The sequence below is a fragment of the bacterium genome (assembly GCA_023230585.1).
Lineage (GTDB): Bacteria > Ratteibacteria > UBA8468 > B48-G9 > JAFGKM01 > JALNXB01.
This window is the reverse complement of the sequence record JALNXB010000044.1, coordinates 1-15,203: the sequence shown is the minus strand read 5'-3', so window position 1 is coordinate 15,203 and position 15,203 is coordinate 1. Positions and strand designations below refer to the sequence as shown.

Sequence of the window (15,203 nt, the reverse complement as noted above, 5' to 3'; positions counted from 1 at the left end):
CCTTTGCATATTACTTATTAAGTAATACCTAAAAAAAAGAGCTCTGTCAAGTGAAGTTACTATTTTTATTGCATTATAGAAATTTATGGTATGATATATTACTTATTTTTCGCAGAGTTACAGTTTAAGTTTTTATAATTATAACTTAGGTAACTTTTACCAATTTTAACAAATCATTTTGGAAATATTTAATTTACTTAGTATTTCTTTATATTATAGTAATTATTGATTTATTGTTTGACATTACTGTGATGAATTACAACAATAAGAATGATAGTTGTATTTATTGACAACCTATAACTATGTTAACAAATTTTTCAGTTTTTGTAAACAAAAAAACAAAATAGAAAAGAGGAGATGAACTCTCAGAACTTGCCCCAACAGTACTTGTAAGGGGGTTGTTCCGTCTGCTCCTTACTAAAGCGGAATGAAGAGAATTTATCTTAAATAATGGGGAACTCACTTATCTTTTGGTAGCGCAAAATCGGGGCGGGCGGATTCGAACCGCCGACCTCTTGGTCCCGAACCAAGCGCTCTAAACCAGGCTGAGCCACGCCCCGTAAACCCTAAAAACTAAATGCGCCCAGCCCGACTCGAACAGGCAACTTTCAGGTCCGCAACCTGACGTTCTATCCATTGAACTATGGGCGCTATTTTAGGTATTATACAGGTTGTTTCCTTTGGTATCAATACCAACTATTGCTGGGAAGTTTTCTATATTAAGTTTAAAAATTGCTTCTGGACCAAGGTCAGGGTATGCAACAACTTCCATCTTTGTCACAAATTGCCTTAGGTATGCCCCACAACCTCCGTATGTAACAAGATAGATTGCCCCATATTTTTTGCAAGCAACAGCCATCGCATCTCCTCTAACACCTTTACCCATTGTAGCTTTCAACCCTTTCTCTAATAGAGCCACTGTGTAAGCATCCATCCGTATACTTGTAGTTGGTCCGCAGGAACCGATTACTGTTCCTTCAGGCGCTGGAGACGGTCCCATATAATATATCAAGTTGTTTTCGATAGGTATAGGTAAAACTTCGTTACCCTCTATCGCTTCTATAAGTTTTTTGTGGGCAGCATCTCTTGCTACATATAAACAGCCAGATATAGTTACTTCATCACCTACACATAAATCATCGAAAGAATAATCTCTTACAGGAAATATAATATTTTTTTTCATTTGAATTCTCACATTTTGTTACCATAAGTTAAAAAACTGTTCTATTGATACTTTTTACTAATTTACTAATATTCATTTAAAGTTTAACAACCCCAAATCTGTGCGCCCAGCAAGAAATGTTAACAGCTACAGGTAAACCTGCTATATGGGTAGGAAAAGTTTCAAACCTTACATCTAACGCTGTTGTTTTACCTCCAAACCCACCAGCCCCTATATTTAAAGCATTTATTTTATCACGAACCTCAAGTTCCATTTTTCTATATTCTGATTCCTTACCCATTTCGCATAAAGCAAGTTTTGAAAGAAGAGCTGCCTTCTCAAACGAACCTCCAATACCTACCCCGACATATATAGGTGGACACGGTTTTGAACCAGCGTTTTTCACTGTCTCAAGGATAAAACTCTCTATACCTTCCATACCAACTGTTGGGCTGAGCATTCTTAATGCAGAGGTATTTTCTGAACCAAACCCTTTCGCCAAATAAGAGACTTCAAATTCACCTTTTTTCCCAGAGATAATATGAACTACACCAGGCGCATTATCTTTTGTGTTTTGTCTATTGAGCGGGTCAACAACAGACGTTCTTAAATACCCTTTTTTACTGCCTTGTCTTAACCCCTCACTTATGATATTATCCAGGTTTTCATAATCCCCCACCTCTACCACCACATCGCTACCTTGCCTAACAAAAAATACGCCAAGCCCAGTATCTTGACAAATTGGTACCCTATCTTTCTTTGCCATCTCTAAATTTTCTAATATAACCTCAAGATACTTTTTACTTAAAGCGTTGTCTTCAATATCAAGAGCTTTTTTTATGTCAACTTCAACTTCTTGCAATGCAAAATGGCTTGTCTCTTCAACTAATCTTGCAACTTTTTCAATTATTTCATTGTAAAATATTTTTCTCATTTTCCCACCATATATTGTTGAATCCTGTTTGATAGTTTAAAATAATGTTTGTGTAAAAGTTTATTTTTAAAAGTATCTCTAAAGGTACCTGTTTTATAACTCCAAGCCGCTCAAAGTCCATCTTTTCAAACTGCCTCATTATTCCCAGCACACTTTGAGAGATCTTTACTGAATAAACATCTTTTTTACTACACTCTTGACAGACTATTCCACCAAGTTTACCACTAAACAGACTGGTCTTTTCTGGGTTGTTACATATAATACATCTATTCAACTGTATGCCATATCCAAGAATTTTAATCAACCTAAGTTTAAAGCATATATAGAGTATTTCCGGAGACCTTGAATCAGGCAACATCTTTCCTATACCTTTAAGAAGTTCAAACAACTTTTCTTCTTTCTCTTTCTCCGGTGTAAAAAGATTAACAAGATTTAATACAGTATGCCATACAACAAGGTTTTCCTTGCTCTTCATCTCGTTTGCTTCTATCAACGACGGAGAACTTAGTAACCCAAGTTCCGAACGACGCATATAAAAAAAAGCAAAAATAGAAGAACCGGGTGTAAATGCTAAAGGCGGGACCCTACCCTTAGATTTTCTCACACCTTTAAGTATACATCTTATTTTACCAAATTGTCCAGTATATAGGGAAAGAATAACACTCGTCTCCCTAAAATCACTCCTTTTTAAAATTATCGCTTCTATCTTTGTCGGCGCCATTTTCTGGTCCAAAAATCCCCATTGAGATAACCGTTTTTATTGCTTCCTCAACAGGAATGTCAAGTTTTTCAATTTTATTTTCAGGCACAAGCAGGTAAAAACCTGTGCTAATATTAGGCACAGTAGGAACAAAAACGCTTATATAACCTTTTATACTCGACTGCCCCGTAACAAACCCAACGGTATATGTGCCACTAAAAAATTCTATCCTAACAGCTTCCTTAAAAACGCTCTTACCTCCGTGAAAAAGGTTACTACTAATCTCTTTAATAAAAGTATAAATCTTGTTAAGCAACGGCATCGTCTCAAAAAACTTTTCCAATATATATAATATTTTTTTTCCTAAAAAATTGTCTGCTAAAAAACCTATCAATAGAATCAAAACAATCAATAGAAAAAAACCAGCACCTGGAATATATATTTCGGGTATATGTTTTTTTAAAAAAAATCCAAGTATATTCTCAAAAAAAAGTATAACTCTATACAGAATCCATACAGATAAAGAAGCGGGCACAATAAAAATGAGTCCAGATAAAAAGATTCTTTTTAGGCTCTTCATTAATGTCTCCAGAACAACTGAAAAATAAGAGATGTGAACAGTATACCTATAATACCCCCAACTACAACCTCTATTATCTTATGTATCCCTTTTAACACCCTACCCTGCGCAACCCAGAACGCCAGAATAAAGACCAATAAAGAGATAACAGGCACTTCGTGAAAAGTAAATATTGATATAGCCGTCCAGATACTAAAAGCCATAACACTATGTATACTGGGCATCCCACCAGCTAAAGCTACTTTTTTAGAAAACAAGTATTTCATAATAAGGGCAAGAAGTATTACCAGCACAAGAGAAATAAAACTTAGGTACCACGGAGATTCTGCAATATTTGTAAAAATGTTTCTCCAACCTTCAGGAAAATATTTAACAAGTATCAGATACCCTGTAATAAATGCCCATATAGCAGTAATAAAAACTGCTGAAGCTGCAATATCTTTAGCTTTCCTTGCTTCTGTATGATATTTATCGGTAAAAACATCAACAATTTTTTCTATCACGGTATTGATAATCTCTGCAAAAAGGACCATCCCTATAACAAGAAGAAGAATAAGAAACTCAGATAAAGGCACTTTTAAGAAAAGACTCATTGATATCACCAAAAAGCCGAATACCAGATGTATTCTAAAGTTTCTTTCTTCTTTAATAATATACAAAAGCCCTGTCATCGCATTATTAAAACTTGAAACAACATCTCTTCTATTTTTATTATTATGTTGATTCATCACCATCTTTTCCTGTGATACTACAAAAGATAGAATCTTGTATTTTAAACATTTGCACCTTATCTGCAGGTTTATAATCTTTATAATTTTTTAAATGTAGGTACCCGTGTATAATAAGGTAAATTATTTCATTTTCTAAAGATTTTCCGTATAAACGGCTGTTTTGGAACGCTGTCTCCGCTGATATAACTATCTCTCCGTACCTTTGTGATAGTTTAAAACTTATTATATCTGTTGTAGAATCTTTGTTTAAAAATTCTTTATTAAGTTTTCTGATAGTTTTATCACTTACAATCACAACCCCTACCTCTTCTGGAGGTGGATGAAAAAGGTCAGGGTTATTATCAAAAGCACTCTTTATTTGATTAAGGTTTATTGTTAGTTTTTTCTGGCGGTTATTTATCTGAAACAGAGGACCCTTTTTCTTTTTGATGTTTTTCATAAGCGTCTATTATTTTTTTTACCAATATATGTCTTACAACATCTTCATTAGAAAAGTAGACAAACTTTATCTCTTGAATGTTATGTAAAATCCTTTGAATCTCAACCAACCCTGAAGTATTAGATGTTAAAGGGAGGTCTATCTGTGTTACATCTCCTGTCACAACAGCTTTTGAATTGATACCGAGCCTTGTTAGAAACATTTTCATCTGCTCGTAAGTTGTATTTTGGGCTTCATCAAGTATTACAAAAGCATTGCTCAATGTCCTACCTCTCATATATGCAAGAGGCACTATTTCAAGTATCCTTCTTTCTGTCCATTTTTTCAATTCTTCATAACGCATAATATCATACAAAGCGTCATATATTGGTTGCAAATAAGGTTTAATTTTTTCTTCAAGGTCGCCAGGTAAAAACCCTAACCTTTCACCAGCTTCAAGAGCAGGTCTGGTAAGAATGACCTTTTGAAAAACACCTTTTTTTATAAATTCTATCCCACAAGCCACCGCAAGATAAGTTTTTCCTGTCCCTGCTGGACCTATACCAAAAGTTAAATCATAATCTCTTATAGAAGAAAGGTATTCCTTCTGTTTAGGGTTTCTTGGTTCTATAAACCTTCTCTTTGAATCAACAACAATAACATCTTCCTGGTCAGAAAGTTCTATCTCAGAACCAGGAATATCTCCAACAATCCTTAATATTTCGTTTTTTGAAAGAGTTTTTCTGCCCCTTATATATTTCTTTAATGCTTCCAACACCTCAGAGGCTCTTTCAACAAACTCTACTTCCCCTCTTATCTTTACCAGATTACCTCTTGTATATAATTGCACATTCAAGAGATGCTCCATATAAGAGATATTTGCATCCTGAATACCAAATATCAGTTGCGCTTCTTGGTTGGTAAGATATACTTCTTTAGTTATTGACATTTAAGGTATGATTATCTTGACTCCCACTGGAATCCGGTTGGGGTTTTGCAAAACGTTCTGGTTTCTGCTATATATCGACTTCCAATTAGAAGTATTACCATAAAACCTTTGAGATAAACTGCTTAACGTATCACCACTTCTTATTGTATAATACCGTTCTGCCATTGGTTCTGGCATTATGATAGGTTCTTCTGGTGGCGACATTTTTGTTGTTGCTCTCAACCTGTTAACCTCTGATATTGTTTGGTTAGCAACAGCAATAGATTTCTCACTTGAAACGTTTGCTGCCTTTATAGCATCGTTAGCCGCCTTAATAGCTTTTTCAGCAGATTTATCAGCGTGGTCCATAGAAAGTTTTGAAGCCCTATTGGCAGCAGATATTGCTTTTGCTGTCTCTTGTTCAGCAAACTTTCTTGATTCATTTACTGCCTTTATCGCTTTTATTGATTCTTCCTCAGCAAACTTTTTTGATTCGTTAGCTGCCTCTAAAGCCTTGTTAGCAGCTTCAATAGATTTTTTGCTTGCGGCTTCAGACTGTCTACTCTTTTCTAACGCTTCTTGAGCTATTGCTTCTGATTTTTTGCTTATTTCAAGACTTGTTTCAGCAATTGCAAGAGCCTGTTTAAGTTTTATTTCCATAACCTCTTCTTTGGCTAACTCTTCTTTTGCTGGTTGTTTAATTGTTGCACATCCAGATAACAATAGAATACCTGCTGGAATCCATATATATTTTAAATTCATCACATTATGCTCCTTGTTTATATCTTAAACTATTTAGCACTCACAAAATTTAACTTAACTTGTATTCTATATTAAAACTGTCACAAAAGATTTTAATTATACTATAATACTATCATTATACTTTAGGAATGTCAACCTGTATACGGTTCTCTTTCAATAGTTTTTCTTCAACCTCTCCCGGTGCAAGAGTAAGGGGGCAAGTCCCTTTCTGAGTTTTCGGGAACGCTATTGCGTCTCTTATACTTTCTTCTTTAAGCATAAGCATCATTAACCTATCTAACCCCAATGCTAAACCTCCATGAGGTGGCGCTCCAAGTTGAAGTGCTTCAAGTAGAAAACCGAACCTGTTTTTATAAACCTCCTCATCTATCCCCAAAATTTTAAAAATATCCTCTTGTAAACTTTTGTTATGGATTCTTATACTACCCCCACCTATCTCATTTCCATTTAAAACAATATCATACGCTCTCGACTTAATCTTTAAAGGGTTCTCTTTAATATGAGGTATATCTGAAATAATCGGTGAAGTAAAAGGGTGGTGTATAGATTGAATTCTGTTTTCATCACTATTAAATTCAAATAGAGGGAAATCCACAACCCATAAGAAATTAAATATATCAGCCTTGACCATTTCTGGAATTTTTGCGACAGCAAACTCTTTAATTTTATTTAGGTTTTCATTAACCCATTTTTCTTCGCCACCAAGAAAAAAGAGCATAGAACCAGTAGAACCGTTTTCTGGTTTTAACTTTGCTACTGTATCTTCTGTAAGAAACTTCTTTAGTGGGCTCTGTATTTCTTCATCTTTAAATTTTACCCAACCCAACCCACCTCCACCTGCTTCTTTTATTGACTTATCAAGGTTCTCTATTTCTTTCAGAGATATCCTATCTCCTGCTGGAACCGTAAAACCTTTAATAATACCACCTTTTTCAATTATACTTTTAAGTATCTTTATATCTGTTTGCATAATAATATCTGATAAATCTTTATACACAATATCTATTCTGGTATCAGGTTTATCAGAACCATATTTCTCCTTAGCAACAGCATAAGCCATTCTTTCAAAAGGTATCTTGACCTCTATATGAAAAACTTCCTGCATAACATACTTTAACAATCTTTCGGTTACATCTATAACATCTTCTTCCTCAACAAAAGACATTTCCATATCAAGTTGAGTAAACTCTGGTTGTCTATCTGCTCGGAGGTCTTCATCACGAAAACATCTTGCAATTTGAAAATATCTATCCATACCTCCTACCATTAAAAGTTGCTTAAAAAGTTGTGGAGATTGAGGTAATGCATAAAATTTACCAGGACTCAATCTTGACGGAACAATAAAATCTCGTGCTCCTTCAGGTGTGCTTTTTGTAAGGATAGGCGTTTCAATCTCAACAAAATTTTCCGAAAGTAAAAAATCTCTCATTTTATGACAAAAAAGAGCTCTTTTTTTAAGGTTATCCTGTAGTTTTGGGTTCCTCATATCTATATATCTATATTTAAGTTTTAGGTTTTCACCTACCTTATCTGCCTCACAAGGTTCAAAAGGCAGAGCATCTACTCTGTTCAAAACAGATATACCTTCTACCTTAATCTCTATTTCGCCTGTAGGTATTTTTAGGTTAACGGTATCAGGAGGTCTTTCTACAACTTCACCTTCAACCTTGACCACCCACTCATTACGCAATAATTTCACTTGTTCATATAGTTCTTTATTTGTTTCTTCTGGAGAAACCACTACTTGAGTAATCCCGTACCTATCTCTAACATCAAAAAAAGTTAGTCCACCGTGGTCTCTTATAGAGTTTACCCATCCGCACAACACCACCTTATCTCCAAGATTTGTTTTATTGAGAATACCGCAAGTGTGACTCCTTAACATTTTTCATACTCCTTTTACTCCACACATTTGCAAGGGAGTTTCATTTTTAATTTTCTTAACCGTAATGATACAGCCAACCATCTAAACTGGTAATTACCGTTCAATTATATTTTTTATTGTTTGAGCACAATTATCTCTTTGAACCTCTTGTTGAGTACCAGTAACCATATTTTTTAGAACAATTACTCCTTTTTCAATTTCTCTTTCACCTAAAATAACAGACCATCCAAACCCACCTCTATCTGCTCTTTTAAGGGAAGTTTTTAACGATTTTTCATCATAATCCATTTCTACAGGAATTTTTTCTTTTCGCAATTCACCAGATATCTTTAACCCTAACTGTTTTGCCTGTTCGCCCATACTAATTATATATACCTTAGACCTAACAGGTGCTTTTTTCTCAACAAGTTCAAGAAGCCTTTCCATACCTATAGCAAACCCTACTGCTGGCGTTTCTTTACCACCCAACTCCTTAACAAGCAGGTCATATCTTCCCCCAGCGGCTATAGCGTTCTTATCTTCTTTCAAGAAAACCTCAAAGACTGTCTTTGTATAATAGTCCAGCCCTCTAACAAGGTTAGACCGAACATTATACTCTATTCCTTTTTTTTGGAGATATCCCAACAAAGTAGTAAAGTAGTCAGCACATTCTTGACATAAAACCCCCTGTATAGAAGGAATATTCTCTGTCAATTTTCCGCATACAGGGTTTTTGCAATCCATTATCCTTAACGGAGATTTTTCGCTCCTTACCTTACAATCTTCACATAAACGGTCGCGAATAGATAAAACATACTCTTTAATAATTTCGGTGTACCTTGATTTACAATCTTTACAACCAAGAGTGTTAACATCAAAATAGACATCCTTTATCCCAAGATTACTTATAATAGTGTTCAAAATCTCTATAACTTCACCATCATAAAAAGGTGACGCCCCTCCAAACAGTTCTACTCCAAACTGATAAAACTGTCTATACCTACCTTTCTGAGGTCTATCATACCTAAACATAGGTCCATAATAGTATAAACGAGTAATCCCATCAAGTGAAGAAAGGGTAGACTCAATATAAGCCCTAACTGTAGAGGCTGTCCCTTCCGGCCTTAACGCAAGTTTTCTACCTTTTTTATCTTGGAAAGTATACATCTCTTTTGAGACTATATCTGTTTCCATACCAACACTTCTTTCAAATAGGGCTTGCTCTTCTATAACAGGTGTACGTAATTCGCTGTAATTGAAAAGATTGACCGTTTCAGAAATAATTTTTTCCACAAAATGCCACTTTTCTATCTCCTCTGGCATAATATCATGCATCCCACGAACCTTTTTGTATTGTCCCATAATGGTATATAATTTATCATATAAAGCAGGTTATTGACAAAAAAAAATAAAAGATGTATAATCTTTCCTATGTTAACAAACAAATAAAGTCGAAGGAGAAATCAATATGATTGAAACAGAAAAAAAGCAGACCGTTATAAAAGGTTTTGGAAGACATGAAAAAGATACTGGCTCGCCAGAGGTCCAAATTGCGTTAATAACAGAAAGAATTAATGCTTTAAACCTACACTTTTCCAAATTTAAAAAAGATACCAACTCAAGAAGAGGTTTTCTTAAACTCATTGGGCAAAGACGCAAACTTCTTAAGTATCTACAAGCAACTAATCCTTCCAAATATCAAGAAGTTTTAATTAAGCTTAATTTAAGGAAATAATATAATGTTAAAAAAGAAATTCGAATTGCCTGTCGGTAAAGATGTTATCTCTTTAGAGACAGGTTTTGTAGCTACACAGAGCGACTGTTCTGTGTGGGCAAGAATGGGTGATACAATAGTTCTTGCTACAGTTGTAGGTAACAAAGAAAGAAGGGAAGATATAGATTTTTTCCCTTTAAGTTGTGATTATAGAGAACATATTTCCGCTGCTGGTAAAATACCAGGCGGTTTTTTTAAAAGAGAAGGTAGACCAAACGAGAGGGAGATACTTGTTAGCCGTATTATAGACAGGTCTGTTAGACCGTTATTCCCTGATAACTACCTTAACGAAGTTCAGGTTATAGTCAATGTTTTATCGGCTGACCTTGAAAACAATCCTGATACACTCTCTGTAAACGCTGCTGCGTTAGCTCTCTTTGCCTCGTCCATACCATTTAAAGAACCTGTAGCTTGTGTAAGAGTCGGTCTTATAGATGGTAATTATATAATCAATCCTACCTTTAACCAGATGGAAAAAAGTTTAATCAACCTTGTTATTTCAGCTACTTATAATTCCATTGTAATGATTGAAGGGGAAGCTAAGGAATTATCTGAAGACCAGTTTATTGAAGCATTAGAATTTGGGCATAACCAGATAAGAAAGATGCTCGACGTTATAAAAGATTTTGAGACAGAAAAGGCAGACGTAGTTCAACCTGTTTGTGATGAACTTGTCTTAAAATCTGCGACAGAGTTTATTTCAAACAAAATAATGGACGCATACTCTTTCCCAGAGAAGAAAGCGAGAGAAGTTTTTTATAACTCTCTTAAAGAAGAGTTTCTTGCCTCTTACCCTGAGGAAGATAAACAAAAAGAAGCTGCGAAAATATTTGAATCTGTTTTGAAAGATAATATAAGAAAAGTTATCCTTAAAACAGGTAAAAGACTTGACGGTAGAGATTCTACAGAAGTAAGACCTATTGAATGTAATGTTGGTCTCCTACCTCGTAACCACGGGTCGGCTCTTTTTACAAGAGGACAAACCCAATGTCTTGCCTCTGTAACTTTAGGCACAAGTGATGATGAACAGATTATAGATGGTTTACGTGAAGAATCTAAAAAACGGTTTATGTTGCACTACAACTTCCCTCCATTTTCTGTTGGCGAGGTTTCTCCTCTTAGAGGTACATCAAGGAGAGAAATTGGACACGGCGCTTTAGCAGAACGTTCATTGGCAGGTTTTATTCCTAACGAAATAGAGTTTCCTTATACTATAAGAATTGTTGCCAATATACTTGAATCGAACGGTTCTTCTTCAATGGCAACCATATGTGCAAGTAGTCTTGCTCTTATGGAAGCTGGAGTTCCTTTTGATAAACACGTTGCTGGGGTTTCGCTTGGTATAATCAAAGAAGGTGACAAATATATTCTTTTAACTGATATAGCAGGAGAAGAAGACCATTATGGCAACCTTGACCTAAAACTTGCAGGAACAGAGAACGGTATTACAGGATTCCAGATGGACGTCAAAGAATCAGGGTTAACCTCTGAAATATTAAAAGAGGCTCTTTTACAGGCAAACAACGCAAAAAAAGGTATCCTCCAGAAGATGTCAGAAACAATATCTTCTCCCCGCTCTGAAATATCTAAATATGCGCCTCGTATGATATCTATAAAAATAAATACAGACAAGATAGGGCTTGTTATAGGTCCTGGCGGGAAAACAATTAAAAAAATTATTGAAGATACAGGTGCTGATATAAACATTGATGACGACGGTACAGTTAAAATATTTTCTATCGATTGCCAATCTTGTGAAAAGGCTGCTGATGTAATAAAAGGTATAGCAGCAGAACCAGAAGTAGGGAATATATACGAAGGTACCGTTGTGAAGATTATGGAATTTGGTGCTTTTGTACAGTTTCTCCCAGGTAAAGACGGGCTGGTACATATCTCTGAACTTGCCCCTCAACGGGTTAAAAAAGTTGAAGATGTTGTAAAAGTAGGCGACAAAATAAAAGTCAAATTTATAGGGCTTGACGATAGAGGTAAAGTAAAGTTAAGTATCAAGCAAGCTCTTACAGATTGATTTTAAAAAATTCAATATCTTTTTTCTACAAGGGAGCGAAATGGAAGTAACAAAAGTTGGTTCGTCTTCACTCTCCTCTAATAAAACTACAGTAATCGGCGTATTTGCTCCATGTGACCCAAGAATAGATAAAGAATCACGCAAAAGAGCAGCAAATATTTCTCGTATGACAGCTGAAATACTTGCAGAAAAAATACGGTTTGCAGATAATTCCGATTTGCGGATAGTTTATAGCGACACTCTTATAGACGGAGAGAAAAGTGCTGATACAGTTGCAAGGCAGTTCAAACAAGAGCAAGTACAAATCCTTATAGGAGTACCTGACACTTGGGCTTTCCCTCAACCTACTCTTATATCGTTTATTCAACAGTTCCCCAAAGATACTCCGTTAAACCTTACCTGTGGCAACAGCGGTCCTAAACCAGGTGTGGTATACACTCACGCCTGTAGCGGAGCAATATCTCAATACGGGAAACTTATACATATAAATATCGGTTCCTGGTCAGACACAGGAGTATGCCCGATTATAACAGAAAAAACTATTTCTGACCTTGTCGACTGGACTTACGCAGCCGTTACCTTCAAATCTTTACAGGGTAGACGCATTGTTGTTTTTGGTCACGACTCTATGGGTATGGAGACAGCTCTTGCTCATATTATTCCCACAAGAAACACCTTCGGAATAGAGATTACACGGTTAGATATGAAACTTTTAGCAGATATGCTTGCCAAAAAAGCTTACAACTCAAATGAACTGAAAGAACTGCGAGAATGGTTTAACACACATTGTAAAAACAGAATAGAAATACGCGACAGTTCCGATGATAAAAGGTTCAACTCCTCTCTTGCTATGTATCTTATAGTAAGAGACCTTATGAAAGATTTAAACGCAGTTGGAGGCGGATTTATGAGCCAACTCGAATGGGGTTCAGATAAGAGAGGTACGCCTCTTCCTGTTGCAGACGTTATGGAATCTCTTTTTAATTCCACTTTTGACCACAACGGCAAAAAAGAACCTATCCCGTACGCCACCGAAGCAGACGTTCAAGGTCTTTTAACAATGCTCTTCTTCTCTCACTTGACAGGCGGTAACCCTCCTCTTTTTATGGATTTTCGGAAGGTTTGGGAACCGTGGGAAATTAAAACCCTTGCCAAAAAAGCAGGTGTAAAACTTACAGGGAAAACAATTTGGGAAAAGAGAGGGTTTGTAGATGGCAACAATTCAGGTAGCGCTTCTTTCGACTGGGCAGGAGTTCCAGAAGAAAATTTCAAAAAGATAATGAAGAGAGTCTCTTTCCCTATAGCAGACAAAGATTACTTTCCAGGGCTTGGGAATTCTGTCAGTTTTGTATCACCGGGTGGGATACAAGGGATTGCTGGCAGGCTTGCTTACAGTAGTTTGACAAACATATTTTCTCTGGTATGGGACCAGGCAGAAACAGTTGAATTACCAGCAAAGTTATCTGAAGCAGCAGGTAAAATGTCTAACTACACGTGGCCACATACGTTTATAACGCCAAAGTATGCCACAATGACAGAATATAAACATTATCCACCAGCTAACCACATACATATGGTATGGGGGTTAGAACCCGCAAGACTGGAATACTGGCTTGACTTGGCAAATGTTCTTTCTGTGACTCCTTGGAGCGAAAGACCGTCTTTCATTGAAGGCGTAGATAGACCAACGCCTGCTCTGTATCTACTAAACGGTGGAGAAACTATATCTAAACTACGGTTGGCAGAGAAATTATAGAGAACTTTTGCCTTCTACCTCTTTCATTCCGTCTTTGCGAGTGTTTGCCCTGACAGGTTTTTTAAAGAGTTTCGTAATATGACAATTCCCTCGGAAACACGCGGGACAAGCCGTTTCAACTTACGCCAAGGTATACCTGCCGAAACTTGTAGTTTAACGTAGATTGGCCTCAACAGATGTGCCTTCGCAACAACAAAAAAGAACTCTTAGCCAAATTTGGCATAACGTTGATAATTCTCAGGAGGAAATAATGAGAACACTTAAATGTGTTGGAATAATCTTTATTCTTATAGTACTCAACCTTGGATGCGAAACAAATTTAGAAAAAAGTTGGCAAATAAGAAAAGAGCTCCTTTTAAAAGACCCTTCAGTAGTTCGTTATTACACATTTGAAGGTGTGGTTGATACCGACAGTATAGTAAAAGATTTAAGCGGTAAAGGAGGCGACCTTACATTTAGATCTATGAAAGCTGATAAAAAAGAGGTAGGAAAACTTGCAGTTGTTGAAGGACGTTTTCCCGGAAAGAAGGCGGTGAGATTGGATAGAGGGTATTACCAAGGATCGGCTGTTGAGATAGAGGGGAATGCTTTTACAGCTGAATGCTGGTTCCGCAGAACTGTACATACAACCAAATATGAAAAGATTGAAACTTCTGCTTCTACTCTACTCTTATCAGGGGCAGGATATAAAGGTTGGATATTAACTCATCGTAGCGGGCGGGTTGGCTCTATTAAGAAGACACCTGAAGGAGAAGAAAAGCCTGCCTATTTTGAAACAGGGGCAGATAAAAGCAGAATCCTGGAAGGAGTGTGGCAACACGCAGCTCTGGTATGGAACGGGCAGGAGGTACTCTTCTACTTAAACGGAGAGATAGCAGCCAGGAGAAAATATGAAGGAAACTATAACCCGGCCCAATATCCCTTTAGAGTAGGATATAATGCTTTAGACCTTATAGATCTGGATGAGATAGTAATTCACAACAAGGTTTTAAGTCCTGATGAAATAAAAAAGGTAGGCGGTGGTGAGGAGGGGCTAGCAACAGACAGGATAAACAAACTCTTTGCCAACAGCGACATTCTTATTAAAAAAAAAGATTTTGAAGGAGCAAGGAGAGAGTACGAAAAGATTAAAGGGATCGACGGGATAGACTACGGGCAACAACTTGCGCTCTTTAATATTGCTGAAAGTTACCGGCTAGAAGGTAAGCACAATCTAGCAGACAGGGTTTATACCGAGATATTATCTACACCTTCATTAAACGTTAACTATAAGGCATACACACTTTTTACCCGAGCAGATATGTATAAACAGCAAGGTAAATACCCGCAAGAGCGCAACTCTTACGAACAGGTATTAAAACTTGCAGGTATCTCAGAAAACGATACAATGAGGGCTAACAGAGGTATAGGGGATACATACCGGAGTGAGAAGAGGTATACTCAGAGTCTTTTCCAGTCAAATAATGAGCCTGAAATAATTAAGGGTCACAAACAGGCATAATTTTTTTTAATAACCTGCTTCTTTGTTTTTGTACTATATCTGCCATTTCATTGTCAGTCTTGCT

The 15,203-nt window shown here is 36.4% G+C and carries 14 protein-coding genes and 2 tRNA genes; 4 read left to right on the top strand and 12 right to left on the bottom strand.

The genetic code is table 11. The features are described from left to right. Positions 1 to 484: 484 nt before the first annotated feature. The 12 genes from M0P98_07290 to hisS form a co-directional block, all read right to left on the bottom strand. Positions 485 to 560 (bottom strand) — tRNA-Pro (locus M0P98_07290). 18 nt (positions 561 to 578) lie between these two features. Further along, positions 579 to 651: transfer RNA gene (locus M0P98_07285), tRNA-Arg, on the bottom strand. Between the two features lie 4 nt (positions 652 to 655). Beyond that, positions 656 to 1,183 carry a FumA C-terminus/TtdB family hydratase beta subunit gene (locus M0P98_07280; GenBank protein MCK9266660.1) on the bottom strand — a complete coding sequence of 176 codons (528 nt, stop codon included), beginning with the start codon at positions 1,181 to 1,183 and terminating at the stop codon, positions 656 to 658. 76 nt (positions 1,184 to 1,259) lie between these two features. Then, a complete protein-coding gene (locus M0P98_07275; GenBank protein ID MCK9266659.1) occupies positions 1,260 to 2,096 on the bottom strand; it encodes a fumarate hydratase in 837 nt (278 codons plus the stop codon). Continuing rightward, positions 2,074 to 2,817, bottom strand: a complete 744-nt coding sequence (recO, locus tag M0P98_07270; GenBank protein MCK9266658.1) for a DNA repair protein RecO — start codon at positions 2,815 to 2,817, stop codon at positions 2,074 to 2,076. The genes M0P98_07275 and recO overlap by 23 nt, the downstream gene beginning before the upstream one ends. Continuing rightward, positions 2,774 to 3,376 carry a DUF502 domain-containing protein gene (locus M0P98_07265; protein MCK9266657.1) on the bottom strand — a complete coding sequence of 201 codons (603 nt, stop codon included), beginning with the start codon at positions 3,374 to 3,376 and terminating at the stop codon, positions 2,774 to 2,776. Before M0P98_07265 ends, recO begins: the two co-directional genes overlap by 44 nt. Beyond that, on the bottom strand, positions 3,376 to 4,104 hold the full coding sequence (locus tag M0P98_07260; GenBank protein ID MCK9266656.1) for a diacylglycerol kinase: 729 nt from the start codon (positions 4,102 to 4,104) through the stop codon (positions 3,376 to 3,378). The genes M0P98_07265 and M0P98_07260 overlap by 1 nt, the downstream gene beginning before the upstream one ends. Further along, the gene (gene ybeY / locus M0P98_07255) at positions 4,091 to 4,546 is read right to left on the bottom strand and encodes an rRNA maturation RNase YbeY (protein MCK9266655.1); all 456 of its coding nucleotides are present in this window, start codon (positions 4,544 to 4,546) and stop codon (positions 4,091 to 4,093) included. The genes M0P98_07260 and ybeY overlap by 14 nt, the downstream gene beginning before the upstream one ends. Then, positions 4,500 to 5,474, bottom strand: coding sequence for a PhoH family protein (locus tag M0P98_07250; GenBank protein MCK9266654.1), 975 nt, complete (start codon positions 5,472 to 5,474; stop codon positions 4,500 to 4,502). The genes ybeY and M0P98_07250 overlap by 47 nt, the downstream gene beginning before the upstream one ends. Next, a complete protein-coding gene (locus tag M0P98_07245) occupies positions 5,475 to 6,215 on the bottom strand; it encodes a LysM peptidoglycan-binding domain-containing protein (protein MCK9266653.1) in 741 nt (246 codons plus the stop codon). 115 nt (positions 6,216 to 6,330) lie between these two features. Beyond that, entirely contained in the window at positions 6,331 to 8,100 is a 1,770-nt protein-coding gene (aspS, locus tag M0P98_07240) for an aspartate--tRNA ligase (GenBank protein ID MCK9266652.1), read from the bottom strand. Between the two features lie 93 nt (positions 8,101 to 8,193). Continuing rightward, entirely contained in the window at positions 8,194 to 9,441 is a 1,248-nt protein-coding gene (hisS, locus tag M0P98_07235; GenBank protein MCK9266651.1) for a histidine--tRNA ligase, read from the bottom strand. A gap of 106 nt (positions 9,442 to 9,547) precedes the next feature. Between hisS and rpsO the strand changes: the two genes are divergently transcribed. From rpsO to M0P98_07215, 4 genes are all read left to right on the top strand, one after another. Next, complete coding sequence (gene rpsO, locus M0P98_07230) at positions 9,548 to 9,814, top strand: 30S ribosomal protein S15 (protein MCK9266650.1); 267 nt, start codon at positions 9,548 to 9,550, stop codon at positions 9,812 to 9,814. Positions 9,815 to 9,818: 4 nt separating this feature from the next. Next, a complete protein-coding gene (pnp, locus tag M0P98_07225) occupies positions 9,819 to 11,882 on the top strand; it encodes a polyribonucleotide nucleotidyltransferase (protein ID MCK9266649.1) in 2,064 nt (687 codons plus the stop codon). A 40-nt stretch (positions 11,883 to 11,922) separates the two neighbouring features. Next, on the top strand, positions 11,923 to 13,638 hold the full coding sequence (locus tag M0P98_07220; protein ID MCK9266648.1) for a hypothetical protein: 1,716 nt from the start codon (positions 11,923 to 11,925) through the stop codon (positions 13,636 to 13,638). Between the two features lie 250 nt (positions 13,639 to 13,888). Further along, a complete protein-coding gene (locus tag M0P98_07215; GenBank protein ID MCK9266647.1) occupies positions 13,889 to 15,139 on the top strand; it encodes a hypothetical protein in 1,251 nt (416 codons plus the stop codon). Positions 15,140 to 15,203 lie beyond the last annotated feature (64 nt).